Genomic DNA, 26,853 nt, shown 5'->3' with positions numbered 1-26,853 from the left:
AGGACGGGAACAGGGACAGGGACGGGGAGGACGAGCAGGACGACTGAGTCCCGCTCGCCGCTCCCCCGCCCGTTTCTCCCCGCCCGCCGCCGTCACCAGCGGCCGTGGACCTCTGCGCGGATCGACCGGTCGTACAGCTCGCGCACGGCGTCCAGCGTGCTCTGCGGCAGCGACGGCAGGGCGGCAGCCGCCGCGTTGGCGCGGGTCTGTTCCACCGAGCGCGCCCCGGGGATCACGCTGGTGACGCCCGGCTGCTGGATGATCCAGCGCAGCGCGGTCTGCGCGGGGGTGGCGCCCTCCGGGGCCAGCTCGGCGAACTCGGCGGCCGCGGCGACGCCGGTGGCGTAGTCGATGCCGGAGAACGTCTCGCCCTGGTCGAACGCCTCGCCGTGCCGGTTGTACGTCCGGTGGTCCTCGGGGCCGAAGACGGTGTCCTTGGTGTACTTGCCGGAGAGCAGTCCGGAGGCGAGCGGGACCCGGGCGATGATGCCGACGCCCGCGGCGGCGGCCGCCGGGAGGACCTCGTCGAGCGGCTTCAGGCGGAACGGGTTGAGGATGATCTGCACGCTCGCGACGCCGGGGCGCGCGATGGCGGTCAGCGCTTCGACGCAGGTCTCGACGCTCACCGCGTAGGCGGCGATCCGCTGCTCGGCGACCAGGGTGTCCAGGGCGTCGTAGACGGCGTCGGAGGAGTAGACGCTGCTGGGCGGGCAGTGCAGCTGTACGAGGTCGAGCGTGTCGGTGCCGAGGTTGGCCCGGGAACGGTCGTTCCAGGCACGGAAGTTGTCCAGGACGTAGCTCTCCGGCACCTGGTCGGCGCGGCGGCCCATCTTGGTGGCGACGAAGACGTCCGCGTCGGGGCGGTTCTTGAGGTAGCGGCCGATGAGCTGTTCGCTGCGGCCGTCCCCGTACACGTCCGCGGTGTCGAAGAAGGTGACGCCGGATGCGACGGCCGCGTCGAGGACGTCGAACGCGTCGTCCTCCGCGACCTCTCCCCAGTCACCGCCGAGTTGCCAGGTGCCCTGCCCTACGACCGAGACGTCACGGCCGGTCCTGCCGAGTGTGCGCTGTTCCATGGGGATCATGCTATTTCGCTTCTCGTGTCGGACGGGGCGGGCGGGGTGGACGGCGGCAGGAGCACCTCTGCCGCCGTCCACGCTTCGAAGCTCCCGGTCAGCCGCCGGTCGTCACGAGGTCGTCACCCGGACGTAGTCGATGACCATCTGCTGCGGGAACTGGGTGGAGCCGTCGGGGTCGCCGGGCCAGTAGCCGCCGACCGCGAGGTTCAGGATGAGGAAGAAGGGCTTGTTGAACACCCACTGGTTGCCGCCCAGGTCGGCGGGGGTGCGCCGCTGGAAGACGTTGCCGTCGACGGACCAGGTGATGGAGTCGGGCGCCCAGTCCACGGAGAAGGTGTGGAAGTCGTCGGCGAACACCTGGCCGTTGGGAAGGGTGTAGGCGGCGCCGATGCCGCCCGAGCCGGAGTAGCCGGGGCCGTGCAGGGTGCCGTGGACCGTGCCGGGCTCGAAGCCGACGTTCTCCATGATGTCGATCTCGCCGCTGTTGGGCCAGCCGACGTTGCCGAAGTCGTCGCCCAGCATCCAGAAAGCGGGCCAGATGCCCTGGCCGCGCGGGATCTTGATCCGGGCCTCGACATGGCCGTACGCGGCGGCGAACTTGCCGGAGGTGTTGAGCCGGGACGAGGTGTACTCGCACGCCCCGTACCAGCACTGGTAGTTGCCCGGGTTCTCCTTCCGGGCGGTGATCACGAGGTTGCCCTGGCCGTCGAGCGCGGCGTTGTCGTTGCCCGGGGTGTAGTACTGCCGCTCGTGGTTGTTGACGTTGTCACCGGTCTCGGTCTGCCACTTGCCGCCGTCCACGGCGGCACCGGCCGGCCCGTCGAACTGGTCCTCGAAGGCGACGGCCATGGTTCCGGGTCCGGGGGCCGCGGAGTCGGCGGCGGGTGCGGCGGACGCTCCGCCGGGGAGTGCGGTGAGGATGGCGGAACAGCAGAGCAGCGAGGCCGCGTAGAGGGCGACGCGGCGGCGCCGGGAGACGCTGCGCGCCGTGGAGTGCGTGGGGTGCACGGTCATCACATCACTTCGCGTGGGGGGACATGCACATGCGGGGCATGTGCATGACAGGTCAACGCCGAGAGGTGAACGGTTGGGGCGATCACCTCGGGCGCATATTTCAATTCTTGATTTAAGGGAGTGCCACAGGAGTCGTCAATAACTTGGTCCGGACCGGAGAAGGAACGGCATGCCTCATCGGCATATGCATCTGAAGGCGGCCCCGTCATGCGGTTCCTCCCGGGCGGCGGCAGAGTGGAGATACGGACCGGGCGGCGAAGGGAGCACGACGTGGAGAACGACAGCACACCGCGGCCCCACTTCGTCGTGCAGATCCATGACGCGCGACGGCTGCACTTCGACTTCCGGCTGGAGGTCGACGGCGTACTGAAGTCCTGGGCGGTGCCCCGCGGGCCGTCGGAGAACCCCAGCGACCGCAGGCTCGCCGTACCGACGGAGGATCACGCTCTGGAGTACCGCGAGTTCGAAGGGGTCATCCCCCGGGGTGAGTCCGGCAGCGGCACGGTCATCGTCTGGGACCAGGGCACCTACCGGCCGCTCGGACACGACGGGCAGGGTGACGCCGTCCCCTTCGCCCAATCCCTGGAGTTGGGTCACGCGACGTTCTGGCTGTACGGGTCGAAGCTGCACGGCGAGTTCGCGCTCACCCGCATCCAGAAGGGCGACGAGCCGGACAGCGGCGGCCATGAGGCCTGGCTGCTGATCAAGGCCAACGACCGTCTCGCCGTGCGCGGCAGGCCCGGTTCGCCGGATCCGTACCACGCCCGGTCCGCCCGTACGGGACGGACGCTGCACCAGGTCGCCGCGGCGGCGGCCAGGGGCGGCGAGGGCTGACGCGCGGGCCGGGGAAGCCTTGCCCTCTCAGGACTCTCCGTCCGTGATCTGCGTGAGCACGTCCGTGTAGAGCGACCGCCGGTCGGGGCGGGCGTGGGCCTCGGCCCGGCGCAGGACCGGAACCGCCGTCCCGCCGAAGCCGACGACCGCGTCCCGGGCGGCCCTGCGAACCGCCGGCTTCGCATGGTCGAGGAGCCGGACCAGATCGGGCAGCGCGGGCTCCCAGGCGGCGCGGCCCAGTGTCCGGACCGCCATGCGCACCACGTCCGGCAGCGGGTCGGCCAGCAGGAGCGCGGTGAGCCGGGCGTGGGTGTCCCGGTCGAACAGGGCGCGCGAGGCCCGGTGCGCGTGCAACCGCACGCCGGCGCGCGAGTGGTGCAGCAACTCCTCGATCAGTGCACGCAGTTTTGGGTCGGGACGGGCGCCGGGCGCTGGCTGGTGCCCCTCGACGAGGCGGGTCAGGACCTCCCGGATCCGCGCGGGCGTGCCCGTTCGGGCGAGGCCGAGCAGCTCCGGCAGCGACGGTGGATCCGCCGGGGCCCGGGGCGGGGTGCGCAGGGAGGCGAGCGCGGTGGCGTCCTCGGGTGCGGTCCCGGGGGTGCGCAACGGGCCGTCGAGGAGGACGAGCCGGTCGGCCAGGGCCTCACGGCCTTCGGTACGCAGAAGGCGCTCGGCCCGGGACAGCAGGGGGGTCCGCAGCAGCCGCAGGCCGGTCAGCAGGTCGAGCAGCCCGAGTTCGCCCGCCTCGACACGGGGCGCCAGGAGGTGGGCGAGGGCATCGGCGGGAACCCGGCCCAGCGCGGTGCGGGCCGCCTCGTGCACAGCGGGCGGGCCGTGCTCCCACCAGTCGACGAGCAGCGGGACGAGCGGGGCCAGATCGTCCTCGGGCAGCCGGGCCACCCAGCGCAGCGCCCGCTCCGGCAGCACCCCCGGGGCGGTCAACTCCCCGTCGTGCACCGGATCCGGGGCGGTGGTGTCGGGGAGCACGTCGATCCGGCCGCGCAGATACGCCCGCAGGACCGCGCGCGACACGTCCGGCTCGGGCCAGTCCCGCAGGGCCGTCGCGGCGGCGGTCCGGCGCTCCGGGCTCTCCGCGTCCAGCAGGGCCAGCAGCCGGGACCGCTGGGCGGCCGACCGGGGCTGGTCGAGATCGTCCGCCCGCGCCGGACGTGCCGGGGCACCGGCGGCCGCGTTCGCCGCCCGGGTCTCGGCGATGGTCCACTCGGGCGCGTCGAGCGGCTGAAGCTCGGTCATCCAGTCGACGAGTCGCGCCCGTGCCTCGGGCGCGGCCCCCGGGTACGCGTCGACGAGCGCGCGGAGCAGGCTCCGGGAGCGGGGGACGGTGGCTGGGCGGGCGGTCCCGTCGGCGGTGCGGCCGGTCCCTTTCGGGCCGGGCTTACGCGGGGCTCCGGCTTCCGCTCCGGCGGTCGCGTTACGTCCCCGGAACTCCGCCAGCGCTTCGGGGGTCCGTACCGCCTCGGACAACTCCGCCTGCCACGTGGCAGATTCATCGGGGATCACCCCCTCTCCCGGTACGCCGAACGCCTCACGGAGCACGGCGGGCGCGGCTCGCCAGGGGTCGGCGCCCCGGTGGGCGGCGGCCAGTGCCCGGTCGAGATCGGCGCGGACGAGCACCGCGCCGAGTTGCCGGAGCAGAGGGAGCAGGGAGGTGGCCGCCTCGGGCCGGGGTGAGCCGCCAGGGCCCGCGGGCGGAAGGGCGCGGAGTGCCTCGACGACCGGGAAGCGCCGGCCGGCGGGCAGATGGGGTGCGACGGCGTGCAGGACGTCGATCAGCTCTTCCGCCTCTCCGTCGAACCCGGCCACCTCTGCCCCGCGTGTGGCGGTGCCGAACGCGTCGGTGACCGTACCGGCGTGCCGGGCGAGCGCCGCCACCTCGTCGGCGGACCACGGCCCCGGGCACAGGCGCACGGCGCACCGCACCAGGCGGCTGCGGAGTCCGGCCTCGTCGGTCCGGGCGGCCAGGTCGAGCCAGTTGCCCACCAGGACCCGTGCCGCCGGTATTTCGTGAACGTCTGCGGAGTCCGGGGGTGTGGGCCGACAGGCGATGCGCAGGGCGAGTCCCGGGTCCCAGCCGGTCCGCAGCAGAGTCGCCACATCCGGGTCGGCCGCGGTCGTGGCCCGGCCCGGGGCGTCCGGCGGCATCGGCACACCGTGCCGGGCCAGCGGTTCCTCCAGGTCCGCCACGGAGCCGGAGCCCGCGGCGAGGCGTACACCGCCGTCCGCGACGAGCGCCAGCAGGGCGGGGACGACCGGCGAGGCCCCCGCGTCGAGGGCGAGCACGGCGCGGGCGGTCACCTCGCCGTCGAGGGCGCTCAGCAGAAGGTGGCGGGTGCGCTCGTCCCCGGCCGCTTCGGCGGCGGCGAGGAGGGTCGCGGTACGGGCGTCGCCCACGACCGCCCCCAGCGCCCGGGTCAGGGCGGTCCGCAGCCCCGGGTTGTCGTCACGGCCGAGCGCGCGCAGGAGATGCGGGACGGAGGCGGGGGCCCCCGCGTGGAGCAGGGTGGCCGCCGCCGTCTTCCTGATGTTCATGTTCGGGTGGTGGAGGCAGGCGGCGACCGCCTCGCCCGCCCAGTCGGCCCGTGCCGTGCCCAGGGTCAGCAGGGCCGCCCGTACGGTCCGGATGTCCGGGTCCGAGGTCAGCGGGACGAGCGTCGCGGACAGGGCCCGCGCGTCCGCGCCCGAGGCGTCGTGGGCCAGCAGCGCGATGACGTGCTTGCGCACGTGCGGATCGCGGCTGCGCAGCAGGCGGTGCACCCGGGCGCGGGTGGACGCGGTCGCGGGGGTCTGGAGCAACGCCTTGAGCAGTACCGCCTGTTCGCCGCCGGCGAGCCCGGGCCGCTCCAGGAGGCCGAGCACCGTCGCGGTGAGGAACGCGTGGCCCGCGCCGGTGTCGTCCGGTGCGTCGAGCAGACAGACGGGCCTGATCCTCCCCCTCCGCCACAGCCGGCTCCCGAGGGCACGCACGGCCGCCAACGCCTCGGTCGGCAGCTCCGGTTCGCGGTCGGGCCGGGGCCGGCCGGGTGCGAAGTCGGGATTCGGGGTGTCCGTCCCGGGCCAGGGCGGCCCGGCGTCGGGGTCACGGGGCGCGGCGAGATCGCGCACGAGGCGCAGGAGCAGGTCGGACACCAGGGGCAGGGCCTCCGTACCGGCGTACTCGGTGATCCGGCGGAGCGCCGCCACGGGGGCGTCCGCGTCCACACGGGCCCGCAGAACGGCCAGTTCCCGCTCGTCGGGGGCGCCGAGGTCGGCCTCGACGGCGTGCGGGAGGTGCCGGGGGTCGAGCCGGTCGAGCAGCTCCCGCCGCTGCTCCGGTACGCGGGTGAGCTGCCACAGAAGCGCGAGCGCCCGGTCGCGTACGGGGCGCAGCTCGGGCGCGACCGGGAGGTGGGGCGAGCGGTCCGGTGCCCGGGGCGGACTGCCCGGCGCCAAGGCCGGGGTGTCCGTCGGAGCCTCGATGCCGAACGCTCGGGCCAGTGCCGATCGCGTACGGTCTCCGCCGATGGCCTCCAGGGCGTCCAGTGCGGCCGACGGGGCCGTGGGCAGCAGGGCGAGTACGGCGTCCTCGGCGTTCGGGGGGCGCAGGGCGCGGATCGCGGCGAGGAACGGGCGCGGGGCCCGGGCGGCCGGGAGCAGCCCGGCGACGGCCTCGCCGATGGGGATGTCGGTCACCCCTTGCCGCTCCAGGGCGACCAGCAGCTCCAGCCGGCGCGGCCAGTCCGGGGCAGCGGACGGGGCGTCGACGAGGGCGTCGAACAGCGGGCGCCGGCACGTGTAGAGGACCGTGGCGACGTCCTCGGCCGGGACGGTGTGGTCGGCCAGGGCCAGATCGAGGACGGGCCCGGCGTCCCGGTCCGCCGGGAAGTGGCCGCGCCGGTGCAGTCCGCGCAGGCAGGTCAGCACCGGCCCGGCGAGCAGGAGGGGGTCCGTGGCGGCCAGGGTCACCAGACGTCCGACGTCGGTGCGCTCCGCTCGCTCGCCCAGGAGTTCCACGGCCTGCCGGCGCAGGGCAGGGGCCCCGGCCGGGTCCTCGGCCGTGTTCCACAGCACCGTGTGGTGCCCGTGCCGGGCTGCGGCGACGAGAACGGCGGCCGCGAGCGCCGAGCCCCCACCACCCCGCGCACCCGCCGACCGGGTCAGCAACGACGGGGCCGGCGGAGTCACCGTCGCCCAGGGCTCGGCGAGTTCGCGCAGCGCACCGGCCGCTACGTCGTCCGGCGCGTCCACCAGGCGCACCAGCCGGTCCCGTACGAACGCCGGTGCCAGCAGTCCGACGTGCAGTCCGTCGCGGGCCAGCCGCAGTGCCTCGGCCTGGAGGACCGGGTCCCCGGTGTGGACGAGTTCGGCCACGAGACGGTCGGGGCGGTGCGCGTCGGCGGCGGCGCTCTCGCGGACGGCCCGGTAGAGGAGTTCGCCCGCCGGTTCCGTGCGCAGGACCGCGGGGTCGCCGAGAAGTTCGGTCCGAAGCCAGGCGATCCGTACCCGGGCGGGCAGCCCGGCCGTCCGCCAGTCGGGCAGCCGGGGGCGCGGGTTGCGCGAACCGAGCCGGGCGTGGAGTCCGGCGAGCAGGAGGGACTCCTCGGGCGACGATCCCACCGTGTCGGGCAACAGCCGTGCCACCAGGGCGAGCTGCCCGACGTCGGCATTCGGGGAGTCCGGGGCGTCCGTGCGCTCGGCCAGGAGCGTCAGGCCCAGGAGCCGGAGGCGAAGGACCGGGTGCCGGACCAGTCGACCGAGCAGTTCCGGTGGGCAGGTGCGGGCGTCGAGGCGCCGGGCGAGGAGACCGGCGTCGGCGCGGTCGAGGGCGTCGCTGATCGGTTCGTCCGGGAGGGTGGTCACCGACGGAGCGTAGACGGCCGGTTCGCTCGCCCGCCCCCGGATATCCGGACGCCGGGTATCGCCCCGGCCCGTCCTGATCGATGATGTTGGCCGGGGCCGCCGCCCCGGGGCAGAGCAACAGCCGTTGAGGAAAGGGTTGTCATGCGGGAACAGCCGACGGACCCGGCGACGACGGACCCGGACGCGGAGGAGGCGTCCCGTACGGACAGGGACGCCCAGGTGATCGTGGTGGGGGCGGGCCCGGCCGGCTCCTCGGCCGCGTACCACCTGGCGCGGGCCGGCGTGGATGTGATCCTGCTGGAGAAGGCCCGCTTCCCCCGGGAGAAGGTGTGCGGCGACGGTCTCACCCCGCGGGCGGTGCACCAGCTCATCCGGATGGGCGTCGACATCACCGCACCGGGCTGGACGCGTTCGCGCGGGATGCGCTGGGTGGCCGGGAAGCACCGGGTGCACATCGAGTGGCCGTCGCTGGGCCGCTACCCGGACTTCGGCCTCTCCCGCAGCCGCCACGACTTCGACGACATCCTGGCCCGGCACGCCGTGGCGGCGGGGGCCCGGCTGTACAGCGGCTGGAAGGCGGAGCGGCCGCTGACGGACCGGGCGGGCCGGGTCACCGGGGTCGCCGCGTCCTCGGACTCGCCAGACGTGCCGGAGCCGGTCGACTTCCGTGCGCCGGTCGTCATCGCCGCCGACGGCGCGTCCGCCCGCCTCGCCCTGGCGCTGGGCCTGGAGCGGGACCCGCGACGGCAGATCGCGACCGCTGCCCGGCGCTACTACCGCAGCCCCGAACGCTCCCGGGAGGAGTACCTGGAGCTGTGGGCCGACCTCCGCTTCCCCGACGGCGGCCCGTACCTCCCCGGCTACGGCTGGATCTTCCCGATGGGCGACGGCCGGGTCAACGTAGGACTCGGGGCGCTCCCCCACCGGCGGCACGGCAAGGCGGACCTGCGCGCCACCCTGGACCAGTGGCTGGCCCGCACCCCGGAGGAGTGGGGGCTGCGCGAGGAGAACGCGGAAGGCCCGGTGCGCAGCGCCGCCCTGCCCCTCGGGTTCAACCGCCATCCGCTGTACGCCCGGGGGCTGTTGCTGGTCGGCGACTCCGGCGGGATGGTCAGCCCCTGGAACGGCGAGGGCATCGCCCAGGCGATGGAGGCGGGCGAGGTGGCCGCCGAGACCGCGGCCCTCGCCCTGGCACACGCCCAAGGGCCCCGCCGCGAGCAGGTGCTGCGCGGCTACCCGGTGGAGATGAACCGGCGCTGGGGCCGCTACTACCGGCTGGGCAACACCGCGGCCGACCTGGTCTTCAGCCGCTCGGGCTTCCAGCCGGTGCTCAACCGGTACGTCATGGGCTCGCCGTTCCTCCTCGACCTGCTGGCCCGGCTGCTCACCGACCTCACGGACAAGCCCTCGCGCGATGTTGCCGACCATGTCCTCAACACGGCGTTCCGCCTCGTCCCGGCTCCGGGTCCGAGCCGACGACGGGGTGCGGGGCGCGGCGGGCAGCTGGGCCGGAAACGCTGACGGCCCACCGCGGGAACGGACCGGAGAAGGACGGCATGACCATCACCACTCGCGAACTCAACCGCTCGACGCTCGCCCGGCAGTTGCTGCTGCGGCGGGAGCCGCTGGACGCCGCCGAGGGGGTGCGGCGTGTGGTGGCACTCCAGGCGCAGCAGCCCGCCTCGCCCTATCTCGCCCTCTGGAACCGGCTCGCGGACTTCGATCCGGCCGGTCTCGACGCCGCGTTCACGGACCACGCGGTCGTCAAGGCGACGCTGATGCGGCTCACGCTCCACGCCGTGCACGCCGGGGACCACGCGGTGTTCCGGGAAGCCATGCATCCGGTGATACGCGCGTCCCGGCTGGGATCCCGCTTCACCGCGTCCGGGCTGACGGCCGAGGACGCCGAGGAACTCGTCCCCGGGCTGCTGGAGTTCACGGAGCGGCCCCGGACCACCGCCGAGTGCGAGGCGTGGCTGGGCGAGCGGCTGGGCGCGCCGCCGGAGCAGGGTGCCTGGTGGGGGCTGCGGCAGTTCACGCCGCTGCTCCACGCGCCCACCGCGCCGCCGTGGTCGTTCGGTCACCGGCCCTCGTACGTCGCGCCGCGGACCGGCCCTCCGCGGACGGATGCGGAGGCGTCGGCCGCTTCGCTGCGGACCCTCGTCGTGCGCTACCTCTCGGGGTTCGGGCCCGCGTCGGTGGCGGACGTCGCGCAGTTCGCGATGGTCCGGCGGACCGCGGTGTGGGCGGCGCTCGCGGAGCTCGGCGGGGAGCTGGACCGGCTGGAGGGGCCGGAGGGCGAGGAGCTGTTCGATCTGCGGGGCGCTCCGCGGCCGGACGCGACGACGCCGGCGCCGCCCCGGCTGATGGCGATGTGGGACAGCGTCCTGCTGGCGTACGCGGATCGCGGCCGGGTCCTCCCGCCCGCGTACCGCAGGGTCGTGATCCGTGCGAACGGGGACGTGCTGGCGACGCTGCTGGTCGACGGGTACGTGGCGGGGGTGTGGCGGCCGGTCGACGGGGGCATCGAGGCGGCGGCGTTCCATCCGCTGCCCGAGGAGGTCTGGGAGGGGCTCGCCGTCGAGGCCCGGTCGCTGGTGGGGTTCCTGGCCGGCCGGGAACCGGAGGTCTACCGGCGCTACGGCCACTGGTGGAACCGTCTCCCGGACGCCACCGTGCGGCTGTTGCCCGGTGGCTGAGGGCGGTGCCCGGTCCACGATTCCACGAACGCATGCTCTACAGGGCTGTAGATTACGGTCTGCCGTCCCGTCAGGGATCCGGCTGACTCCTCGTCCACTCCGCCCCAGAGAAAGCAGCAACCATGTTCGGGATCGGCGAGCTCACTCTCCTTCTCCTGGTGATCGTGGCGGTGCTGGCCGTGAAGCGGCTGCCCGACCTCGTACGGTCGGCGGGAAAGGCCGCACGCATCCTCAAGAGCGAGAAGCGGGCGCTCAAGGACCAGGAGCACGACGCGGACAGCGGCCCCGACCGGCCGTCCCCCCGGGTCATCCGCGGGGAGACGGCCGAGCGGGACACCCCCTAGGGCCGTCGCCTAGGACGCGGCCTCGGGCGGCGTCTGCGGGTGCAGGAGCCTGGCAAGCAGGTCGTCCAGGCTGACCAGGCCGGTGAGCCGTCCCTCCCCGTCCCGTACGACGGCGATGGTGGCCCGCCGCTCGCGCAACTGCTCCACGGCGTGGGCGGCGGTCTCCTCCGGGGCCAGCTCCGGGACCGGGCGGGCCAGGTCCCGGGCGAGGGCCGCCCGCGACCGGGCGCGGGCGACGAGGGCGTCGCGGGCGTGCACCGATCCGAGCACCCGCTCCCCGTCCCGTACCAGCAGGCGGGTGCGGTCGGCTTCGGCGGCGGTGGCCAGGACCTCGTCGAGTCCCGCGCCGGCCGGGACGGTCACGATCCGGTCGGCGGGGATCTGGACGGCGGAGACCGGGGCCTGCGGTTCGGTCAGGGACCGGGTCATCAGGCCGGAGTCGCCCTTGCTGATCAGCCCGAGCCGCTCGGACTCCTCGATCAGGTGGGTGAGCTGGTCCCGGTTGTGCACCGAGGTCAGCTCGTCGCGCGGGGTGACCCGGCAGAGCCGCACGAGGCCGTTGCTGATCCAGTTCATCAGCCGGATCAGCGGTCGTACCGCGTTGACCACAGCCCGGAAGGCCGGGCTCAGGAGCATCGCCGAGCGCTCCGGGTGGGCGATGGCCCAGGATTTCGGGGCCATTTCGCCGACCACCATGTGCAGGAAGACGACGATGATCATCGCCAGCGCGAAAGCGATGCCGTAACTGAGGGCTGCGGGCAGTCCGAGCTTCTCCAGCAGCGGGTCCAGCTCGTGCGAGATGGCGGGCTTGGACACGGAGCCCAGGCCCAGGGTGCAGATGGTGATGCCGAGCTGGGCGCCCGCGAGCATCAGCGACAGCTCGCGCATCCCGGCGAGCGCCGCCTTGGCACCGCGCTGCCCGCGGGCCACGGCCTGCTCCATGCGGTGGCGCTTGGCGGCGACCAGGGCGAACTCGGCGGCGACGAAGAACCCGCTGCCGATGAGCAGCAGGACGGTCACGAAGAGGGCCAGGGGGAAGCTCATGCCTGCGGCTCCTGTCCGGTGCGATCGGCGTCGGCTGTCCGATCGGCGTCGGCGGCGGGGTCTTCGTGCTCGATGCGGACGTACTCGGCGACATGCCGGTCGAGCGAGCGGACGGCGATCCGGACGCCGGAGACGGTCAGCCGGTCCCCCACCGTCGGGAAGCGGCCGAGCCGGTCGATGATCAGTCCGGCCAGGGTGTCGTAGTCGTCGCTCTCCTGGGGCAGTTCCATCCCGGTGGCCTCCTCGATCTCGTCGAGGCGGCGACCCGCGTCCACGATCCAGCCGGAGCCGTCGGCGACCGCGAGTTCGACGACGGTGTCGGACTCGTCGGCGATGTCCCCGACGAGCTCCTCCGCGATGTCCTCGTACGTGACGATCCCGGCGAGGCCGCCGTGCTCGTCCAGGACCACGGCGAACTCGTCGTCGCGCTCCCGCATCTGCGTCACGGCGGCGGGCAGCTTCAGCAGCTCGGGCAGCAGCAGCGGATCGCGGGCCAGCGATCCGACCGTGGTACGGCCGACCTCCGCGGCGGACAGCCGCATCAGCTCCCGTACGCCCAGGACTCCCGCCGGGTCGTCCGGGTGGTCACCGAGCACCGGGTAGTTGGAGTGCCCGTGGCGGGCGATCAGCTGCACGGCCTCGGCGGCCATGGCGTCCCGGCGGACGAACGCGACGTCGGCGCGCGGGATCATCACCTCGCTCAAGGTCCGCTCGGAGAACTCCAGGGCGTGGTCCATCAGTTCGGCGGTCGCGGCGGGCAGCTCGCCCTGCTCGTGGGACTCGCCGATGAGGTGGCCCAGCTCCTCCAGGGTGGCGCCGTGGTGCAGTTCCTCGACGGGTTCGATGCCGATCCGGCGCAGCAGCCGGTTGGCCGCGCTGTCGAAGATGTGGATCACCGGGCCGACGGCCCGGAGGTAGATCAGGGTGGAGGCGGCCAGGGACTTCGCCATCCGCTCCGGGATGGCGAGGGCCAGGTTCTTGGGGGCGAGTTCGCCCAGGACCATCTGGATGACGGTCGCCACCACGAAGGACAGCACGACGGAGATGCCGGAGACCACCCCGTCGGGCACGCCGGTTCCGCTGAGGGCGGGGCGCAGCAGCGCGGAGACGGACGGTTCGGCGAGGAAGCCGACGACGAGCCCGGTGACGGTGATGCCGAGCTGGGCGCCGGAAAGCATGAACGAGAGGCGCTCCAGCACCTTCACGGCGCGGGCGGCCCGCTTGTCCCCGGCCGCGGCCTCCCGGGCGAGGGTCAGCCGGTCCGCGGAGACGTAGGCGAACTCCTGGGCCACGAAGTAGCCGGTCCCGGCGGTGAGGACGAAGACGGCCAGGAGGCCGAGCAGTGCGGCGATCACCGGGTCCTCGCCCCGCAGGAGCGGCGGCCGGCCCGGCCCGTGGCCGCGTCGGCGGGTCGGATGCGGTGGAAGTCAGGCCCCGGAGGGCGAAGGTCGGGCCCCGAAGGGCCCGTACTGGCAGACAACGCGTGGCTCCTGTCCGGCTGGGTCGTGCCAGCCACTGTGTGGAGGGGTTCGGCCCGCTCCGCCGCACCGGTGCGTTTCCGGTTCTGCCCACGGTCGGGCCTGCGGTCCATGAACTCTACAGCGGAGTAGATGGGCGGTTCGGGGGCGGCTGCCGTGACCAGAACCGTACGCCAATGGGCATATCCAGGGATGGAACGGGCACCCCCTCACCGTCATGCCGGGCCGAGTGCCGCGCGGGGACAGCCCCTACAGCGGTGTCGCCGCCTCCAGGACGAGGAACAGGGCGACGGCCGCGTTCAGCGCGGACAGCGCGGAGACGGTCGTTCCGGCCGCGGCGACGAGCGCGGCGGCCCCGGCCGGAGTGAGGGCCGGGGGCCAGCTGCGGTCCGGCGGCACCGGCCCCAGGAGCGCCGCCACCCGGCGCGGCACCGGGCCCGCGGCGGCGAAGGCGGCGAAGGCCGCGCCGCCGGGCACCGGACGGGCGACGAGCGCCGCCTTGCCGACCGCGCGGGCGGTCAGCCGGCGGTCGCCGGTGACCCGGGCCGCCTCCTCGTCCGCCCAGCGCTCCGTGCTGTAGACCAGGGCCCCGAGCAGCGGCCACAGGAGGGGGTTGACGCAGCCGGCCAGCCGGGTCGCGAGCAGCAGCCGGTGGTGGCGTCCCGTCAGATGGGCCCGCTCGTGGGCGAACAACGCCCGGTGCTCGGCCGGTTCGAGGGAGGCGAGCATGGCCGTGGAGACCATCACCCGCCCCGGGGAGCCGGGGAGCGCGTAGGCGTACGGGATGGCGTCGGGCAGCACGGCGACGTCGTCGTCCCCTCCCAGTCCACGGAGCACCCGGTGGGCCCGGGCCCGGAAGCGGAAGTGGCGGTGGACGGTGAATCCGCAGGCCGCGGTGACGACCACGAGCGCCAGAATGGACGCCTTGCCAGCGAACGCGTCATGCGGCACGGCCTCGCGGACCTCGTCGTCGGACCAGCCGTCGGGCAGCGGGTTGCCGGGCAGCTGGGCGGTGCCCACGACCACCAGCAGCCCGAGACACAGGAGGCTGCAGGAGGCGAGGATGACGGCGACGGTGGTCAGCAGCCGGGCGGCCCTGCGGGGGTGCAGATGCTGTTCGGCCAGGCGGGCGATCGGCAGCGCGGTCAGGGGCAGCACGAGGGGCAGATAGACGAAGACCCCCATCGTCAGCGCTCCGGCCGGTCCGAGGGCGCGCCGGTGTCGTCGGGGCCGCTCTCGGCGAGCAGGGACCGCAGCAGGTCCTCGTCGTGGGAGGAGAGGACGGAGACGAAGCTGGAGAGCACCGCGTCGCGGTCGCTCTGCTTGTCGAGGAGCCGGCGCATCCGCAGGGCGGCGAGCCCGGCCTCGTTCGCCACGGGCTCCCAGAGGACGGGGCGCCCTCGTCCGGTGCGTGTGACCGCCTGCTTGGCGTGCAGCCGGGTCAGGATGGTGATGACGGTGCTGTACGAGAGGCCCGCGCCGAGCCGCTCCTGCACCCAGGCCGCGGTGACCGGTTCGCTCGCCTCGCCCAGTACCGACAGCACCTGGGCCTCCAGTTCACCCTGGCCGCGCCTGCGGGCGGGCGTCTCCCGTTCGCCACCGGTTCTTTCGGCGTCCACGGCAGGGCCCCTTTCTCCGTCTCGCCGCCCGGCTCGCTCCGTTCGGCCGCCCGGCCGGGGCACTGGGCCCGCCGGGCATCGGGGAATCGTATCCAGAAGGCGGAGGGACCGGCCACCACCAGGAGCGGGACCGCCGGCGCCCGGCCGGCGCGGGACGTGCCGATCGGGACCGACACGGACCACCGCACCCCGGCCCGACCGCCTCCTGGCCCAGCAAATCTACAGTGCTGTAGATTTTCCTCACTGCCGCCGGACAAGGGAGAAGATCATGGGTGTGAGCCTCGCCAAGGGTGGAAACGTCTCGCTGAGCAAGGAGGCTCCGGGGCTGACCGCGGTCCTCGTCGGTCTCGGCTGGGACGTCCGCACCACCACCGGCTCCGACTACGACCTCGACGCGAGCGCGCTGCTCTGCGACGAGGCGGGCAAGGTGCTCTCCAACGGGCACTTCGTCTTCTACAACAACCTGAAGAGCCCCGACGGTTCGGTCGAGCACACCGGCGACAACCTCACCGGTGAGGGCGAGGGCGACGACGAGATCGTCAAGGTCGACCTCGCATCGGTGCCCGCGACCGTCGCGAAGATCGTGTTCCCGGTCTCGATCCACGACGCCGAGAGCCGGGGCCAGAGCTTCGGCCAGGTCCGCAACGCGTACATCCGGGTGGTGAACCAGGCGGGCGGCGCGGAGATCGCCCGCTACGACCTCAGCGAGGACGCCTCCACCGAGACGGCGATGGTCTTCGGCGAGCTGTACCGGCACGGCGCCGAGTGGAAGTTCCGTGCGGTCGGGCAGGGTTACGCATCCGGGCTGAGCGGCATCGTCGCCGACTTCGGCGTCAGTCTCTGAGCCGCTCGGACGCGATCACGGAAGGCGGAACGATGACGATCAACCTCACCAAGGGCCAGCAGGTCAGCCTCACCAAGTCCGGCGGCGGCGAGCTCGACGTCGTGCGGATGGGTCTCGGCTGGAAGTCCGCTCCCCGCAAGGGATTTCTGGCGCGGCTGACCGCACGCGAGATCGACCTGGACGCCTCGGCGGTGCTCTTCGCGGGCCAGGCCCCGCAGGACGTGGTCTTCTTCCAGCATCTGACCAGCGACGACGGCTCGGTCCGGCACACCGGGGACAACCGGGTCGGCGGGGCGGGCCAGGGTGGCGACGACGAGTCGATCGTCGTCGACCTGCGACGTGTACCGGCCCATGTGGACCAGATCGTCTTCACGGTGAACTCGTTCACCGGCCAGACCTTCGAGGAGGTCGAGGCGGCGTTCTGCCGGCTGGTCGACGAGAGCAACGGCCAGGAGCTGGCCCGGTACACGCTGACCGGCGGCGGTCGGCACACCGCCCAGATCATGGCCAAGGTCCAGCGGACCGGCTCGGGCTGGCAGATGACCGCGATCGGCGCGGCCGCGGACGGTCGGACCTTCCAGGACCTCATGCCCGCGGTCGCCCAGCACCTCTGACCCCGTCCGGCAGCGGCGCGGGGGTGCGCACGCGGCACGTGCGCACCCCCGCGCCGCCTTCACGGCACCCACCCCACACGTATCAACGCACGTACCGACGCATGTATCGACCGAGGGACAGCATGGGCAGACCTTCCCGGCTCGGGGACGAGGACAGATCCGACTACGCGAGCGCGCTCGACGAGGTGATCGCCTCGCCGGAGATCCGGCGCCTGCTGGAGCGCTCGGGCGTCCCCGCCGACCGGCTGCGTATCCGGGGGCTGGCGGCTGTGGAGCGCACGGCGGCCGCCGCCGATGCGGAGTACCGGCGGTACGCGGCGCTGCGGCTCCACGCGCAGGGCGGGCGGCGGGACGCCGGGACGGCGCAGCTCTCCGGTCCCGGCGATCAGGAGCGGCCGGGGGCCGGGGTGCTGGCGGTCCTCGGGGTGCTGACGCCGGTGCTCTCCGCCGTGGCCGCTGCGACGTTCCTGCTGCTCGGGTACGGTCTGCGGCTCGCCGACACCCTGCCCGCCCTGGCGGACACCCTCGTCGGCGTCGGCTGGTTCAGTCTGGTGGTCGCGGGGGCCGCGGCCCTGGTCAGTGTGGTCGCCCTCTACCGGACGGCGGCGCGGCAGTCGACGGCGGACGCGGTGGCCGTACCCGACCCGTCCGCCGCCGCTGACGCTCCCGCGCTCGCCCGGGCCCGTGAGGCGTGGGTCGTGGCGTTGCGCGACCGGGGGATCCGGCCGTTCCTCCTCCAGGAGCTGGCTGAGGCGGCGGCGTCCGCGCCGGAGGCGGGCGAGGGGCGCGGCTCCCGCTTCAGCTCACCGGCGTTCGCGGGGCCCGACTACTCCGGTCCGGGGTTCGAGGGGTCGACGCCACCCGCTCCCCGGCAGCCCGGACCAGGGCGGCCATGACCCGGGTGTCCTGGCCCATCTCCGGGTGCCACTGCACCCCGAGCACCAGGCTTCCGTGGTCCGGGAGTTCCAGGGCCTCCACCGTCCCGTCCGGGGCGTGCGCGGAGGCCACCAGGCCGGCGCCGAGGCGGTCGACCGCCTGGTGGTGGTAGGCGGGCACCATCGCGGTCTCGGGGACGGCGTCCGCGTACGCGGTGCCGGTCACGGGGGTCACCGGGTGGCTGCCGAAGACGCCGAGGCCGCCGGTGTGGTCCTCCAGGTGCTGGATCAGCGTGCCGCCGAGGGCGACGTTGAGCAGCTGCATGCCCCGGCAGATGCCGAGCAGGGGGACCCCCTGGTCGATGGCCGCCCGGATCAACGCCAGTTCCCAGGCGTCGCGTTCGCGGGCCGGGGGGCCGGTACGGGGGTCGGCGACCGCCCCGTACCGGGCGGGCTCGACGTCCGCTCCCCCGGCGATCACCAGCCCGTCCAGGGCGGCGACGGTGTCCCGGGCCGCGTCCTCGGCGTCGTCGGGCGGCAGCAGCACCGCGAGCCCGCCCGCCGCCCGGACGAGGCGCGGATAGGCGGCGGGCAGCAGCACCGCGGGCATCTCCCACACCCCCCACCGGGCCGGGTCCTGGTAGGTGCTGATGCCGATGACGGGCCGGGGCATGGAACGTACTCCTTCGGTCGGGGGGGATCGCGTCGGCGGCCGGGGTCGCCGGCGCCTTCAGTCGCGGGCGAGTTCGGCCTCGGCAGCCGCCAGTGCGGCGAACTCCTCCTCCGGGGCTCCCGCGACCAGCCGGTGACGGCTGTAGAAGGCGAAGTAGGCCAGCGCCACCGCGTACACGGCGAGCGCGATGAACGCCGCGTCGCGGTCCACCAGGAAGGTCGCCACCAGGGCCGAGCATGCCAGAGCGAAGGCGACGGACGAGGTGAGCGCGCCGCCGGGGGTGCGGTAGGGGCGCGGCAGCTCCGGTTCGCGGCGGCGCAGGACCAGGTGGGAGAGGGCCATGAGCGCGTAGCTGATGGTGGCGCCGAAGACGGCGACGTTCAGCATCCGGCCGCCGTTGCCGCTCCAGGCGGCGAGCGCGAAGCCGATGACGCCGGGGATCAGCAGGCCGAGGTAGGGGGACTTGCGGCGGTTGGTGAGGGAGAGGAAGCGCGGCAGATAGCCCGCCCGGGAGAGGGCGAAGAGCTGGCGGGATCCGGCGAAGATCAGGGAGAAGAAGGAGGCGACGAGCCCGGCGAGGCCCGCGTAGTTCACGAAGCGGCTCAGGGCGGTCGGTTCGCCGTCGCCCTGGAGGGCCACCACGAGCGGGTTCCCGGCCTCCTTGATGGCGTTCGCGCCCTGGGCGCCGGTGGCGGAGACGAAGGTGATGAGGGCCAGGAAGACCAGCACGGCCAGCGAGATCGCCAGGGCCTTGGGCATCGAGCGGACCGGGTCCTTGGCCTCCTCGGCGGCGAGCGGCACGCCCTCCACCCCGAGGAAGAACCACATGCCGAAGGGGAAGGCGGCCCAGATCCCGAGGAGTCCGTACGGCAGCCAGGAGGAGGAGCCGAAGGCGGAGGCGTCGGCCGGGATGTCGTTGAGTCGGCCCGCGTCGAACTCGGTGAACGCGCCGACGGCGAAGATCAGCAGCGCGGCCACCGCGATGGCGGTCACCACCAGGCTGAAGCGGAGCGCCTCGCCGACGCCCCAGAGGTGGATGCCGATGAAGATCGCGAAGCAGGCGAGGTAGACGGGCCAGCCGGAGGTGAGGCCGAACAGGCCGAGCGATTCGACGTAGTCGCCGATGAAGAGGGAGATGGCGGCCGGGGCGAGGATGTACTCAATGAGGATGGCCGTCCCCGTCAGGAAGCCGCCCCAGGTGCCGAGCGCCCGCCGGGCGAAGCCGTAACCACCGCCCGCCGTAGGGAGGATGGCGGAGAGTTCGGCCAGCGCGAAGACAAGACACGCGTACATGACGCCCATCAGGACCATGGCCACGGCGAGTCCGCCGAAGCCGCCCTTGGACAGGCCGATGTTCCAGCCGGAGAAGTCCCCGGAGACGACGTAGGCGACGCCGAGTCCGGTCAGCAGGAGCCAGCCGGCGCTGCCGCGGCGCAGGGTCCGGCGGTGCAGATACGCGTCCGTGCCGGACTTCGCCGGGCCCGCGTCACCGGGTGGTCCGGCGGGTGCTTCGGTTCCCTGAGCCATGAGGCGCTCCAGATGTGTGTCGACTTCATCGTTGGAACTGCTTCGATCAAAGGTTCGTCGGCACACCTTTGTGGAACGTGGCGGCGCCTGGCAAGAGGCGTGCGTTAAAGAGTGGTTACGGATTCGCCTCGCCGGGCGTCGCCGGCCCGGGCGTCATCGCCCCCGGCTCAGGCGAGGAAGCCGCGCAGCAGGGCCGCCGTGCCGCCGCAGTGTTCGCGCATCATTTCGCGCGCGGCGTCCGGGTCCCGGTCGAGGACCGCCTCGACGACGGCCGCGTGCTGCTGCTGGGAGTGCTCCAGGTTGCGCACCAGCAGCGGGATGCCGTCGAGCAGTTCGTTGAGAGTGGCCCGGACGGCGGCGTACTGGGCGGCGAGCGTGCGGGAGCCGGAGAGTTCGGCGAGGGTGAGGTGGAGCAGGGTGTCCTGGCGGCGATAGTCCTCCAGCCGGGCGCCCTGGGTGGCATCGAGCGCTCCCCGCAGCCGGTCCTCGCCGTCGGCCGTGAGCCCTTCGGCGCACAGGCCCGCTGCCCCGGCCTCCAGCACCTCGCGGAAGCGCAGGGTGTCCTCGACGTCGACAGCGGCGATGCGGCGGCGCAGTTCACCGCTGCCGTCGGGGGCGGCGGTGCGCGGCAGGACGAACGTTCCTCCGTAGCGGCCGCGACGGCTCTCGACCATGTTCTGGTCCTGGAGGACCTTGAGGACCTCACGCAGCGTCACCCTGCTGATCCGCAGGTGCTGGGACAACTCGCGCTCCGAGGGCAGGCGTTCGCCCGGCGGTACGAGGCCGAGGCGCAGGAGCTGAAGGACCTGTTCCAGGGCCTCCTCGAAGCCGTTGCCCGCGCGGACCGGGCGCAGCACGGAGTCCAGCGGACCGGGCGCGGGATCGCCCGCGCCGCCCGCCGCCACGTCCGCCTCTGCTGCCCGTACCCCCGGACGGGTGTCGTCCGCTCTTCCGCTCGTGGCCACTGACGGATCCCCTTCCCAAGCAATGGTTCCCTGTCATACCTTAAGCCTCCCGGTTCACCCAAGGAGGCATCCCGTGGCAGACCGCACACCCCCGCTCGGCGTCGACGAGCTCCGCTCACGGGTCGCGGACGGGTCGATAGACACCGTGGTGCTGGCCTTCCCGGACATGCAGGGCCGGCTCCAGGGGAAACGGTTCGCGGCCGGGTTCTTCCTCGACGAGGTGCTGGAGCACGGCACCGAGGGCTGCAACTATCTCCTGGCCGTGGACACCGAGATGCAGACGGTCGACGGTTACGCGATGTCCTCGTGGGAGCACGGCTACGGCGACTTCGGCATGGTCCCCGACCCCGCCACCCTGCGGCCCGTCCCCTGGCACGAGGGGACCGCCCTGCTGATCGCGGATCTCGCCTGGCACGACGGCAGTCCGGTGGTGGCCGCCCCCCGGCAGATCCTGCGCCGCCAGCTCGACCGGCTGGCGGAGCACGGCTGGACGGCCCAGGTGGGCACGGAGCTGGAGTTCATCGTCTTCCGGGACAGTTACGAGGAGGCCTGGGACCGCGACTACCGCGGGCTGACCCCGGCCAACCAGTACAACATCGACTACTCGATCCTCGGCACCGGCCGCATCGAGCCGCTGCTGCGCCGGATCCGCAACGAGATGCAGCAGGCGGGGCTGACCGTCGAGTCCGCCAAGGGCGAGTGCAATCCCGGCCAGCACGAGATCGTCTTCCGTTACGACGAGGCGCTCACCACCTGCGACCAGCACGCCGTCTACAAGACGGGCGCCAAGGAGATCGCGGCCCAGGAAGGCGTCTCGCTGACCTTCATGGCCAAGTACGACGAGCGCGAGGGCAACTCCTGCCACATCCACCTCTCGCTGACCGACGCGGACGGCGAGAACGTGATGGCGGGCGAAGGCCCGGACGGCATGTCCGAGGTGATGCGCCACTTCCTGGCCGGACAGCTCGCCGCCCTGCGCGACTTCTCCCTCCTCTACGCCCCCAACATCAACTCCTACAAACGCTTCCAGCCCGGCTCCTTCGCCCCCACCGCCGTCGCCTGGGGCGTCGACAACCGCACCTGCGCCCTGCGGGTCGTCGGCCACGGGCGCTCGATGCGCTTCGAGAACCGGCTGCCCGGCGGCGACGTCAACCCGCATCTGGCCGTGGCCGGGCTGGTCGCCGCCGGACTGTACGGGGTCGAGCACCGGCTGGAGCTGCCCGAGGCCTGTACGGGCAACGCCTACACCGCGGATTACGACCAGGTGCCGACGACCCTGCGCGAGGCCGCCGAACTGTGGGAGGCCAGCCCGATCGCCAAGGAGGCGTTCGGCGAGGAGGTCGTCGCGCACTACCTGAACATGGCCCGGGTCGAACTGGCCGCGTACGACTCCGCGGTGACCGACTGGGAGCTGCGCCGCTCCTTCGAACGCCTCTGATCCTCCGAACGCCTCTGACCACCACCCGCTTCCCTGATCGGGGTCCGTACGTGTCACAACCCACCCTGGACGTCCTCAATCCGGCCACCGCCGAGGTCATCGCCACCGTCCCCGCCGCCTCCGCCGCCGATGTGGACGCCGCCGTCGTCCGCGCGGCGGGCGCCCAGCGCTCGTGGGCCGCCGCCGCGCCCGCCGACCGGGCCCGACTGCTGCGCCGCTTCGCCGTCGTCGTCGACAAACACATCGAGGAACTCGCCCGGTTGGAGGTCCGGGAGGCCGGTCACACCATCGGGAACGCCCGGTGGGAGGCGGGCAACGTCCGCGATCTGCTCGACTACAGCGCGGGCGGGGCGGAACGGCTGCTGGGCCGGCAGATCCCGGTGGCGGGCGGCATCGACTTCACCGTTCTGGAGCCGCTGGGCGTCGTCGGGGTCATCGCCCCGTGGAACTTCCCCATGCCGATCGCCGCCTGGGGCCTCGCCCCGGCCCTCGCCGCGGGCAACGCCGTCCTTCTCAAGCCCGCCGAGACGACCCCGCTGACCGCTCTGCGGCTGGCCGAACTCGCCCTGCAGGCGGGCCTTCCCGAGGGTCTCTTCCAGGTGCTGCCCGGCGAGGGCCCGGTGGCCGGGAGCGCGCTGGTCGAGCACCCGGGCGTCGCGAAGATCGTGTTCACCGGCTCCACCCGGACCGGCAAGCACATCATGACCCGTTGCGCCGAGCGCGTGAAGCGGCTCACCCTGGAGCTGGGCGGAAAGAGCCCCAACGTCGTCTTCGCCGACGCCGATGTGGAGGCCGCGGCGGCGGCCGCCCCGATGTCCTTCCTGGACAACGCCGGGCAGGACTGCTGCGCCCGGACCCGGATCCTGGTCGAACGGTCCGTGTACGACCGGTTCCTCGACGCCCTCGTCCCGGCCGTGTCCGCCGTCGTGGTGGGCGACCCGGCCGACGAGAAGACGCAGATGGGGCCGCTGATCTCGGCCGTCCAGCGGGACCGGGTCCGGGGGCTCGTCGACGGCGGCCGGGAGGCCGACGGCGTACGGGCGATGCTCGGCAAGGCGCCCGAGGGGCCCGGGTTCTGGTATCCGCCGACCGTCCTCGCCGGGGTCGCGCCCGACGCTCCGGTGGCCGTCGACGAGGTCTTCGGGCCGGTGGCCGTGGTGCTGCCGTTCGACGACGAGGCGGACGCGGTCCGGCAGGCCGACGCCACCGACTACGGGCTCGCCGGCTCGGTCTGGACCCGCGACGTGGGCCGCGCGCTGCGCGTCAGCCAGGGGCTGCGGGTGGGCAACCTCTCCGTCAACTCGCACTCCAGCGTGCGCTATTCGACCCCCTTCGGCGGCTACAAGCAGTCGGGCCTGGGCCGCGAGCTCGGCCCGGACGCGCTGGCCGCCTTCACCGAAACCAAGAACGTCTTCATCAGCACGGAGGCCTGAGCACCATGACCGACACTTCCCCTGTCTGCCGCCGCCTGGTCGGCCGCACCGCCGTCGTCACCGGAGCCGGCAGCGGCATCGGTCTGGCCACCGTCCGGCGGCTGGCCGCCGAGGGCGCCCATGTCGTCTGTGCCGATGTGGACGAGGAGCGCGGCAAGGCCGCCGCCGAGGAGGCCGCCGGGCTCTTCGTCCGTACCGACGTCACCGACGCCGAGGAGGTGGACGCCCTCTTCAGGGCCGCCCACGACACCTACGGTTCGGTCGACATCGCGTTCAACAACGCGGGGATCTCGCCGCCCGACGACGACTCCATCCTGGACACCGGTCTGGAGGCCTGGAAGCGGGTGCAGGAGGTCAATCTGACCTCGGTCTATCTCTGCTGCAAGGCGGCCATCCCCTACATGCGCGCACAGGGCAAGGGCTCCATCATCAACACGGCCTCGTTCGTGGCCCGGATGGGCGCGGCCACCTCGCAGATCTCGTACACCGCGTCCAAGGGCGGGGTGCTGGCGATGTCGCGCGAGCTGGGGGTGCAGTTCGCGCGGGACGGCATCCGCGTCAACGCGCTCTGCCCGGGGCCGGTCAACACCCCGCTGCTCCAGGAACTGTTCGCCAAGGACCCGGAGCGGGCCGCCCGGCGGCTGATCCACATCCCGGTCGGGCGGTTCGCCGAGCCGACGGAGATCGCCGCCGCCGTGGCCTTCCTGGCGAGCGACGACTCCTCGTTCGTGAACGCCACGGACTTCCTGGTCGACGGCGGGATCGCCGGGGCGTACGTCACCCCGGTCTAACCCCGGCACGGATGCGCCGCGGCCCGCACGTCCCCCGGACGTGCGGGCCGCGGCGGCTTCGGTCTCAGCCCTGGGCCGGGGCCAGGTCGCCCCGCAGCCGCTGGGCGCGGAGCACGAGCAGCATCTCGAAACGCTGGTCCGGTTCGTCGATGGCGTCGCCCCACAGCTCGCGGATCTGCCGCAGCCGGTAGCGGGCCGTCTGGGGGTGGACGCCGAGGCGGGCGGCCACCTCGGGGGCGCCGCCAGGGGTCTCGATCCAGGCGAGCAGCGTCTCGGCCAGCCGACGCGACTGGGTCGGGCTGAGCCCGTCCAGCGGGGCGAGGCAGCGGCGGGCGGAGGCGTCGATCAGCTCCTGGGCCGGCAGCAGGACCAGCTCCTCCACGCGCTCGGTGCAGTGCAGCACCTCGCCCTGAGGGAGCAGGTCCTTCTTGATCAGCTGGACCGCGGTCTCCGCCCAGCGCAGCGAGGTCGCGGCGGCGGCCAGCGGGACCGCCGGGCCGATCGCCCCGGACCAGCCCGCGGTCGCCCGTCGCAGGGTCTCCGCGCGGCCCGCCGTGTCCGGGTCGGGGATGACGATGCGCGGCTGCTCGCTCTCCATCTCCAGCAGGATGCCCTGGCCGACGGCCGGGGCGACCGCCTCCCGGGCGGGACGGATGAGCACGCCCACCGCGATCGTCTCGGGAAGCTCCCAGCCGATGCGGGCGGCCCGCTCGGCCAGGGTCCGGGTCGATTCGACGCGGTGCTCCATGAGCAGCATCTCGATCAGCTGGCGCTGGAGGCGGAGGCGTTCGCTGGCGCGCCGGGCCGCCGCCTCGGCGTAGCCCCGTACCGACTGTTCCACGAGCCCGTCCAGATACTCGAATCCCGATTCGGCCAGCTCGTACATGGCGGGCGCCGGGATATCGACCTGCTGGCCGATCTCGGCGAGCCTGCGCCAGGTGAGCCGGACGCCGAAGCGGTAGATGGCCTGGAGCGAGTCGAGGCTGCGGCCCTCAAGGCCTTCGCCCCGTCCGAACTCCTGGAACATCTCCGGCGGCACCCGGGGGTGCGCGCCGGAGGTGAGGTTGTCGACGAACCCCTCGATGGCACGGCGGATGCCGACCAGGGCCAGCGGCTCCCCGGACTCGTCCTCGACGAGGTGGAGGTAGGGGTAGTCCCGGCGGATCGCGTGCAGGATCGTCTGGGCGAGCTCCGGGGCCTCGGACAGGGCGATGGCGGCGAACCGGTCCAGCTGGGACCGGGGCACCTCCTGCCAGGCCGTGCGGGTCATGGGGCCGCCGGTGCGGTGTCGTAGCTGATCAATGGCGTATTGGGCTGGTCGGGGGTGGCGTCGAGCAGTGCCACGACACCGACGGCCGCACCTACGGCTAGCGCCGCGGCCACCACGGCGGTGGAAAGAGCGGCGATGAGTCTGCGCATAGTCGGGTCAGCTCCTTGCTGGAGGCGATCCCCACCCCGTGAGCCGGGCCCCTCCGGCTCGCACACAGTGTCGACAGGTCATTGACATCTCGTCAAGGCCTTGCTTACTGTTCACGCCAATCAAGGGCTGACCGGCCCGGGGCCCGTACACCTCCGCGAAGAGATTTCGACCCAGGAGTGCCCGGATGCGCCGCAATGCTTCACCCCTCTCGCTCGTTCTGCTGGGGGCGGGGGTCTTTCTGCTCGTCCTCGCACCACTGCTCGTCTGGTATGTCCAGCCGCATGCCAAGCGCACACCCACAGACATCGACACCACCACCGTGTTCACCGGTACCGGCAGCTATTTCGACACCGGCAAGGTGGAGACGGTCGACGACGAGACGATCACGATCACCCGGCAGGTGCGCGGGGACGTGGCCGACAGCGAGAAGAGCGGCAACGCCGTCTGGGACGTGTCCACCTCCGTCGACCACGACAAGACGCTGCCCGCGTCCGATCCCCGTGACGCCCTCCAGTGGACGCTGGAGCGCTGGGTGACCGACCGCACCACCAACGAGCCGGTGCACTGCTGCGAGGAGTCCCCGACGTTCGACGGGGAGGCCTACCTCAAGTTCCCCTTCGACGTCGAGAAGCGCGCCTACCGCTGGTGGGACAGCACGCTCGGCGGTGTGGTGCGGCTCTCCTTCGAGGGCGAGAAGGAGATCCAGGGCTACGCCGGCTACCTGTTCAAGGGCGAGGTCGAGCCGACGAGGACCGGGGTGCGTCAGGTGCCCGGGGTCCTCGTGGACCGGAAGAAGACGCCCCAGGTGCTGGCCGAGGAGTGGTATTCCAACAGCGGCATCGAGCTGGTCGTGGACAAGCGCACCGGCCGCATCATCAACGCGGCGATCGGCCCGAAGAAGACGCTGCGCGCGCCCGGGTCGAAGAAGGACGCCGTGGTGCTGCTGGAGAGCAAGCGCGTGGAGTTCACCGAGGCGACCCAGAAGAAGCAGGTCGAGCTGGCGTCGGCGGACAGCGACCGGCTGGCGATGCTCGGTGAGACCGCACCGATGGGAGCGGCCGGGATCGGTCTCGTACTCACCGTGGCGGGGGTCGTCCTCGTCGTCCGGGGGCGCCGGGAGGCCCCGGAGGCCCAGAACACTCACATGATGACGAGTACGCACACCTGAGTTACCCGCAAGTTGTTGCGCCGGTGAGTAGCCGGGCGGTAACCCGTGCCGAAAACTGTCTATCCCCACCAGAGCACGGCCCCCCGGTCTTTCCTTTTCCGTCACATCATGTGCGATCCCTGCCCCGCCCCTACGCC

At 73.1% G+C, this 26,853-nt stretch carries 23 protein-coding genes; 11 read left to right on the top strand and 12 right to left on the bottom strand.

Features of this window, described 5'->3' with window-relative positions; genetic code table 11:
* Nucleotides 1-92: 92 nt before the first annotated feature.
* Nucleotides 93-1,085 (bottom strand): aldo/keto reductase, encoded by a 993-nt coding sequence (locus tag D3105_RS15245; RefSeq protein WP_118903757.1) that lies wholly within the window; start codon nt 1,083-1,085, stop codon nt 93-95.
* 102 nt (nt 1,086-1,187) lie between these two features.
* Nucleotides 1,188-2,093 (bottom strand): glycoside hydrolase family 16 protein, encoded by a 906-nt coding sequence (locus tag D3105_RS15240; protein ID WP_118903756.1) that lies wholly within the window; start codon nt 2,091-2,093, stop codon nt 1,188-1,190.
* Between the two features lie 270 nt (nt 2,094-2,363).
* Here D3105_RS15240 and D3105_RS15235 point away from each other — a divergent pair, with 270 nt between their 5' ends.
* Entirely contained in the window at nt 2,364-2,927 is a 564-nt protein-coding gene (locus tag D3105_RS15235; protein WP_118903755.1) for a DNA polymerase ligase N-terminal domain-containing protein, read from the top strand.
* Nucleotides 2,928-2,954: 27 nt separating this feature from the next.
* Here D3105_RS15235 and D3105_RS15230 read toward each other — a convergent pair whose 3' ends face one another.
* Nucleotides 2,955-7,784, bottom strand: coding sequence for a HEAT repeat domain-containing protein (locus D3105_RS15230; protein WP_118903754.1), 4,830 nt, complete (start codon nt 7,782-7,784; stop codon nt 2,955-2,957).
* A gap of 141 nt (nt 7,785-7,925) precedes the next feature.
* Here D3105_RS15230 and D3105_RS15225 point away from each other — a divergent pair, with 141 nt between their 5' ends.
* The 3 genes from D3105_RS15225 to D3105_RS15215 all read left to right on the top strand — a co-directional run bounded on the left by D3105_RS15225 (nt 7,926) and on the right by D3105_RS15215 (nt 10,827).
* Nucleotides 7,926-9,305 (top strand): geranylgeranyl reductase family protein, encoded by a 1,380-nt coding sequence (locus tag D3105_RS15225; protein WP_118903753.1) that lies wholly within the window; start codon nt 7,926-7,928, stop codon nt 9,303-9,305.
* A 35-nt stretch (nt 9,306-9,340) separates the two neighbouring features.
* A complete protein-coding gene (locus tag D3105_RS15220; protein WP_118903752.1) occupies nt 9,341-10,483 on the top strand; it encodes a winged helix DNA-binding domain-containing protein in 1,143 nt (380 codons plus the stop codon).
* 122 nt (nt 10,484-10,605) lie between these two features.
* The gene (locus D3105_RS15215) at nt 10,606-10,827 is read left to right on the top strand and encodes a twin-arginine translocase TatA/TatE family subunit (RefSeq protein WP_118903751.1); all 222 of its coding nucleotides are present in this window, start codon (nt 10,606-10,608) and stop codon (nt 10,825-10,827) included.
* A 9-nt stretch (nt 10,828-10,836) separates the two neighbouring features.
* On the opposite strand, the gene D3105_RS15210 is transcribed toward D3105_RS15215, so the two are convergent.
* The 4 genes from D3105_RS15210 to D3105_RS15195 form a co-directional block, all read right to left on the bottom strand.
* Nucleotides 10,837-11,871, bottom strand: coding sequence for a hemolysin family protein (locus D3105_RS15210; RefSeq protein WP_118903750.1), 1,035 nt, complete (start codon nt 11,869-11,871; stop codon nt 10,837-10,839).
* On the bottom strand, nt 11,868-13,226 hold the full coding sequence (locus D3105_RS15205) for a hemolysin family protein (RefSeq protein ID WP_118903749.1): 1,359 nt from the start codon (nt 13,224-13,226) through the stop codon (nt 11,868-11,870). The genes D3105_RS15210 and D3105_RS15205 overlap by 4 nt, the downstream gene beginning before the upstream one ends.
* A gap of 372 nt (nt 13,227-13,598) precedes the next feature.
* The gene (locus tag D3105_RS15200; RefSeq protein ID WP_118903748.1) at nt 13,599-14,534 is read right to left on the bottom strand and encodes a M56 family metallopeptidase; all 936 of its coding nucleotides are present in this window, start codon (nt 14,532-14,534) and stop codon (nt 13,599-13,601) included.
* Between the two features lie 2 nt (nt 14,535-14,536).
* Complete coding sequence (locus tag D3105_RS15195; RefSeq protein ID WP_118903747.1) at nt 14,537-14,968, bottom strand: BlaI/MecI/CopY family transcriptional regulator; 432 nt, start codon at nt 14,966-14,968, stop codon at nt 14,537-14,539.
* Between the two features lie 268 nt (nt 14,969-15,236).
* Between D3105_RS15195 and D3105_RS15190 the strand changes: the two genes are divergently transcribed.
* The 3 genes from D3105_RS15190 (at nt 15,237) to D3105_RS15180 (ending at nt 17,322) form a co-directional block, all read left to right on the top strand.
* The gene (locus tag D3105_RS15190) at nt 15,237-15,812 is read left to right on the top strand and encodes a TerD family protein (RefSeq protein ID WP_097877716.1); all 576 of its coding nucleotides are present in this window, start codon (nt 15,237-15,239) and stop codon (nt 15,810-15,812) included.
* A gap of 32 nt (nt 15,813-15,844) precedes the next feature.
* Nucleotides 15,845-16,426 (top strand): TerD family protein, encoded by a 582-nt coding sequence (locus tag D3105_RS15185; protein ID WP_118903746.1) that lies wholly within the window; start codon nt 15,845-15,847, stop codon nt 16,424-16,426.
* Between the two features lie 122 nt (nt 16,427-16,548).
* Nucleotides 16,549-17,322, top strand: a complete 774-nt coding sequence (locus D3105_RS15180; protein ID WP_118903745.1) for a hypothetical protein — start codon at nt 16,549-16,551, stop codon at nt 17,320-17,322.
* Here D3105_RS15180 and D3105_RS15175 read toward each other — a convergent pair.
* From D3105_RS15175 to D3105_RS15165, 3 genes are all read right to left on the bottom strand, one after another.
* Nucleotides 17,225-17,974, bottom strand: coding sequence for a gamma-glutamyl-gamma-aminobutyrate hydrolase family protein (locus D3105_RS15175; RefSeq protein WP_118903744.1), 750 nt, complete (start codon nt 17,972-17,974; stop codon nt 17,225-17,227). The genes D3105_RS15180 and D3105_RS15175 overlap by 98 nt on opposite strands.
* Nucleotides 17,975-18,031: 57 nt before the next feature.
* Nucleotides 18,032-19,501, bottom strand: a complete 1,470-nt coding sequence (gene eat / locus D3105_RS15170) for an ethanolamine permease (protein WP_118903743.1) — start codon at nt 19,499-19,501, stop codon at nt 18,032-18,034.
* A 167-nt stretch (nt 19,502-19,668) separates the two neighbouring features.
* The gene (locus tag D3105_RS15165) at nt 19,669-20,466 is read right to left on the bottom strand and encodes a FadR/GntR family transcriptional regulator (RefSeq protein WP_412080981.1); all 798 of its coding nucleotides are present in this window, start codon (nt 20,464-20,466) and stop codon (nt 19,669-19,671) included.
* Nucleotides 20,467-20,539: 73 nt separating this feature from the next.
* Here D3105_RS15165 and D3105_RS15160 point away from each other — a divergent pair, with 73 nt between their 5' ends.
* Genes D3105_RS15160 through D3105_RS15150 form a run of 3 tightly spaced genes read left to right on the top strand, consistent with a single transcriptional unit; the run spans nt 20,540 to nt 24,128 of the window.
* Nucleotides 20,540-21,904, top strand: a complete 1,365-nt coding sequence (locus D3105_RS15160; protein ID WP_118903741.1) for a glutamine synthetase family protein — start codon at nt 20,540-20,542, stop codon at nt 21,902-21,904.
* A 50-nt stretch (nt 21,905-21,954) separates the two neighbouring features.
* Entirely contained in the window at nt 21,955-23,337 is a 1,383-nt protein-coding gene (locus D3105_RS15155; protein WP_118903740.1) for an aldehyde dehydrogenase family protein, read from the top strand.
* Between the two features lie 5 nt (nt 23,338-23,342).
* Nucleotides 23,343-24,128 carry a 3-oxoacyl-ACP reductase gene (locus D3105_RS15150; RefSeq protein WP_118903739.1) on the top strand — a complete coding sequence of 262 codons (786 nt, stop codon included), beginning with the start codon at nt 23,343-23,345 and terminating at the stop codon, nt 24,126-24,128.
* Between the two features lie 64 nt (nt 24,129-24,192).
* Here the strand turns inward: D3105_RS15150 and D3105_RS15145 are convergent, their stop codons facing one another.
* A complete protein-coding gene (locus D3105_RS15145; protein ID WP_118903738.1) occupies nt 24,193-25,398 on the bottom strand; it encodes a helix-turn-helix domain-containing protein in 1,206 nt (401 codons plus the stop codon).
* Nucleotides 25,395-25,547 carry a hypothetical protein gene (locus D3105_RS34565; protein ID WP_165891020.1) on the bottom strand — a complete coding sequence of 51 codons (153 nt, stop codon included), beginning with the start codon at nt 25,545-25,547 and terminating at the stop codon, nt 25,395-25,397. Before D3105_RS34565 ends, D3105_RS15145 begins: the two co-directional genes overlap by 4 nt.
* 185 nt (nt 25,548-25,732) lie before the next feature.
* On the opposite strand from D3105_RS34565, the gene D3105_RS15140 reads away from it, so the two are divergent.
* Nucleotides 25,733-26,716, top strand: coding sequence for a DUF3068 domain-containing protein (locus D3105_RS15140; protein WP_118903737.1), 984 nt, complete (start codon nt 25,733-25,735; stop codon nt 26,714-26,716).
* Nucleotides 26,717-26,853 lie beyond the last annotated feature (137 nt).

The organism is Streptomyces globisporus (genome assembly GCF_003501885.1).
Taxonomy (GTDB): Bacteria; Actinomycetota; Actinomycetes; order Streptomycetales; family Streptomycetaceae; genus Streptomyces; species Streptomyces globisporus_D.
Note: the sequence above shows the minus strand (reverse complement) of the source record. Positions and strands in the feature narration are given on the sequence as shown.

What these genes read in the sequence shown, in the direction of transcription:
- D3105_RS15145 (WP_118903738.1), bottom strand. Translation starts at nt 25,398, where the DNA reads ATGACCCGCACGGCCTGGCAGGAGGTGCCCCGGTCCCAGCTGGACCGG.
- D3105_RS15190 (WP_097877716.1), top strand. Translation starts at nt 15,237, where the DNA reads ATGGGTGTGAGCCTCGCCAAGGGTGGAAACGTCTCGCTGAGCAAGGAG.
- D3105_RS15185 (WP_118903746.1), top strand. Translation starts at nt 15,845, where the DNA reads ATGACGATCAACCTCACCAAGGGCCAGCAGGTCAGCCTCACCAAGTCC.
- eat (WP_118903743.1), bottom strand. Translation starts at nt 19,501, where the DNA reads ATGGCTCAGGGAACCGAAGCACCCGCCGGACCACCCGGTGACGCGGGC.
- D3105_RS15140 (WP_118903737.1), top strand. Translation starts at nt 25,733, where the DNA reads ATGCGCCGCAATGCTTCACCCCTCTCGCTCGTTCTGCTGGGGGCGGGG.
- D3105_RS15180 (WP_118903745.1), top strand. Translation starts at nt 16,549, where the DNA reads ATGGGCAGACCTTCCCGGCTCGGGGACGAGGACAGATCCGACTACGCG.
- D3105_RS15200 (WP_118903748.1), bottom strand. Translation starts at nt 14,534, where the DNA reads ATGGGGGTCTTCGTCTATCTGCCCCTCGTGCTGCCCCTGACCGCGCTG.
- D3105_RS15220 (WP_118903752.1), top strand. Translation starts at nt 9,341, where the DNA reads ATGACCATCACCACTCGCGAACTCAACCGCTCGACGCTCGCCCGGCAG.
- D3105_RS15240 (WP_118903756.1), bottom strand. Translation starts at nt 2,093, where the DNA reads ATGACCGTGCACCCCACGCACTCCACGGCGCGCAGCGTCTCCCGGCGC.
- D3105_RS15210 (WP_118903750.1), bottom strand. Translation starts at nt 11,871, where the DNA reads ATGAGCTTCCCCCTGGCCCTCTTCGTGACCGTCCTGCTGCTCATCGGC.
- D3105_RS15215 (WP_118903751.1), top strand. Translation starts at nt 10,606, where the DNA reads ATGTTCGGGATCGGCGAGCTCACTCTCCTTCTCCTGGTGATCGTGGCG.
- D3105_RS15175 (WP_118903744.1), bottom strand. Translation starts at nt 17,974, where the DNA reads ATGCCCCGGCCCGTCATCGGCATCAGCACCTACCAGGACCCGGCCCGG.
- D3105_RS15150 (WP_118903739.1), top strand. Translation starts at nt 23,343, where the DNA reads ATGACCGACACTTCCCCTGTCTGCCGCCGCCTGGTCGGCCGCACCGCC.
- D3105_RS15245 (WP_118903757.1), bottom strand. Translation starts at nt 1,085, where the DNA reads ATGATCCCCATGGAACAGCGCACACTCGGCAGGACCGGCCGTGACGTC.
- D3105_RS34565 (WP_165891020.1), bottom strand. Translation starts at nt 25,547, where the DNA reads ATGCGCAGACTCATCGCCGCTCTTTCCACCGCCGTGGTGGCCGCGGCG.
- D3105_RS15225 (WP_118903753.1), top strand. Translation starts at nt 7,926, where the DNA reads ATGCGGGAACAGCCGACGGACCCGGCGACGACGGACCCGGACGCGGAG.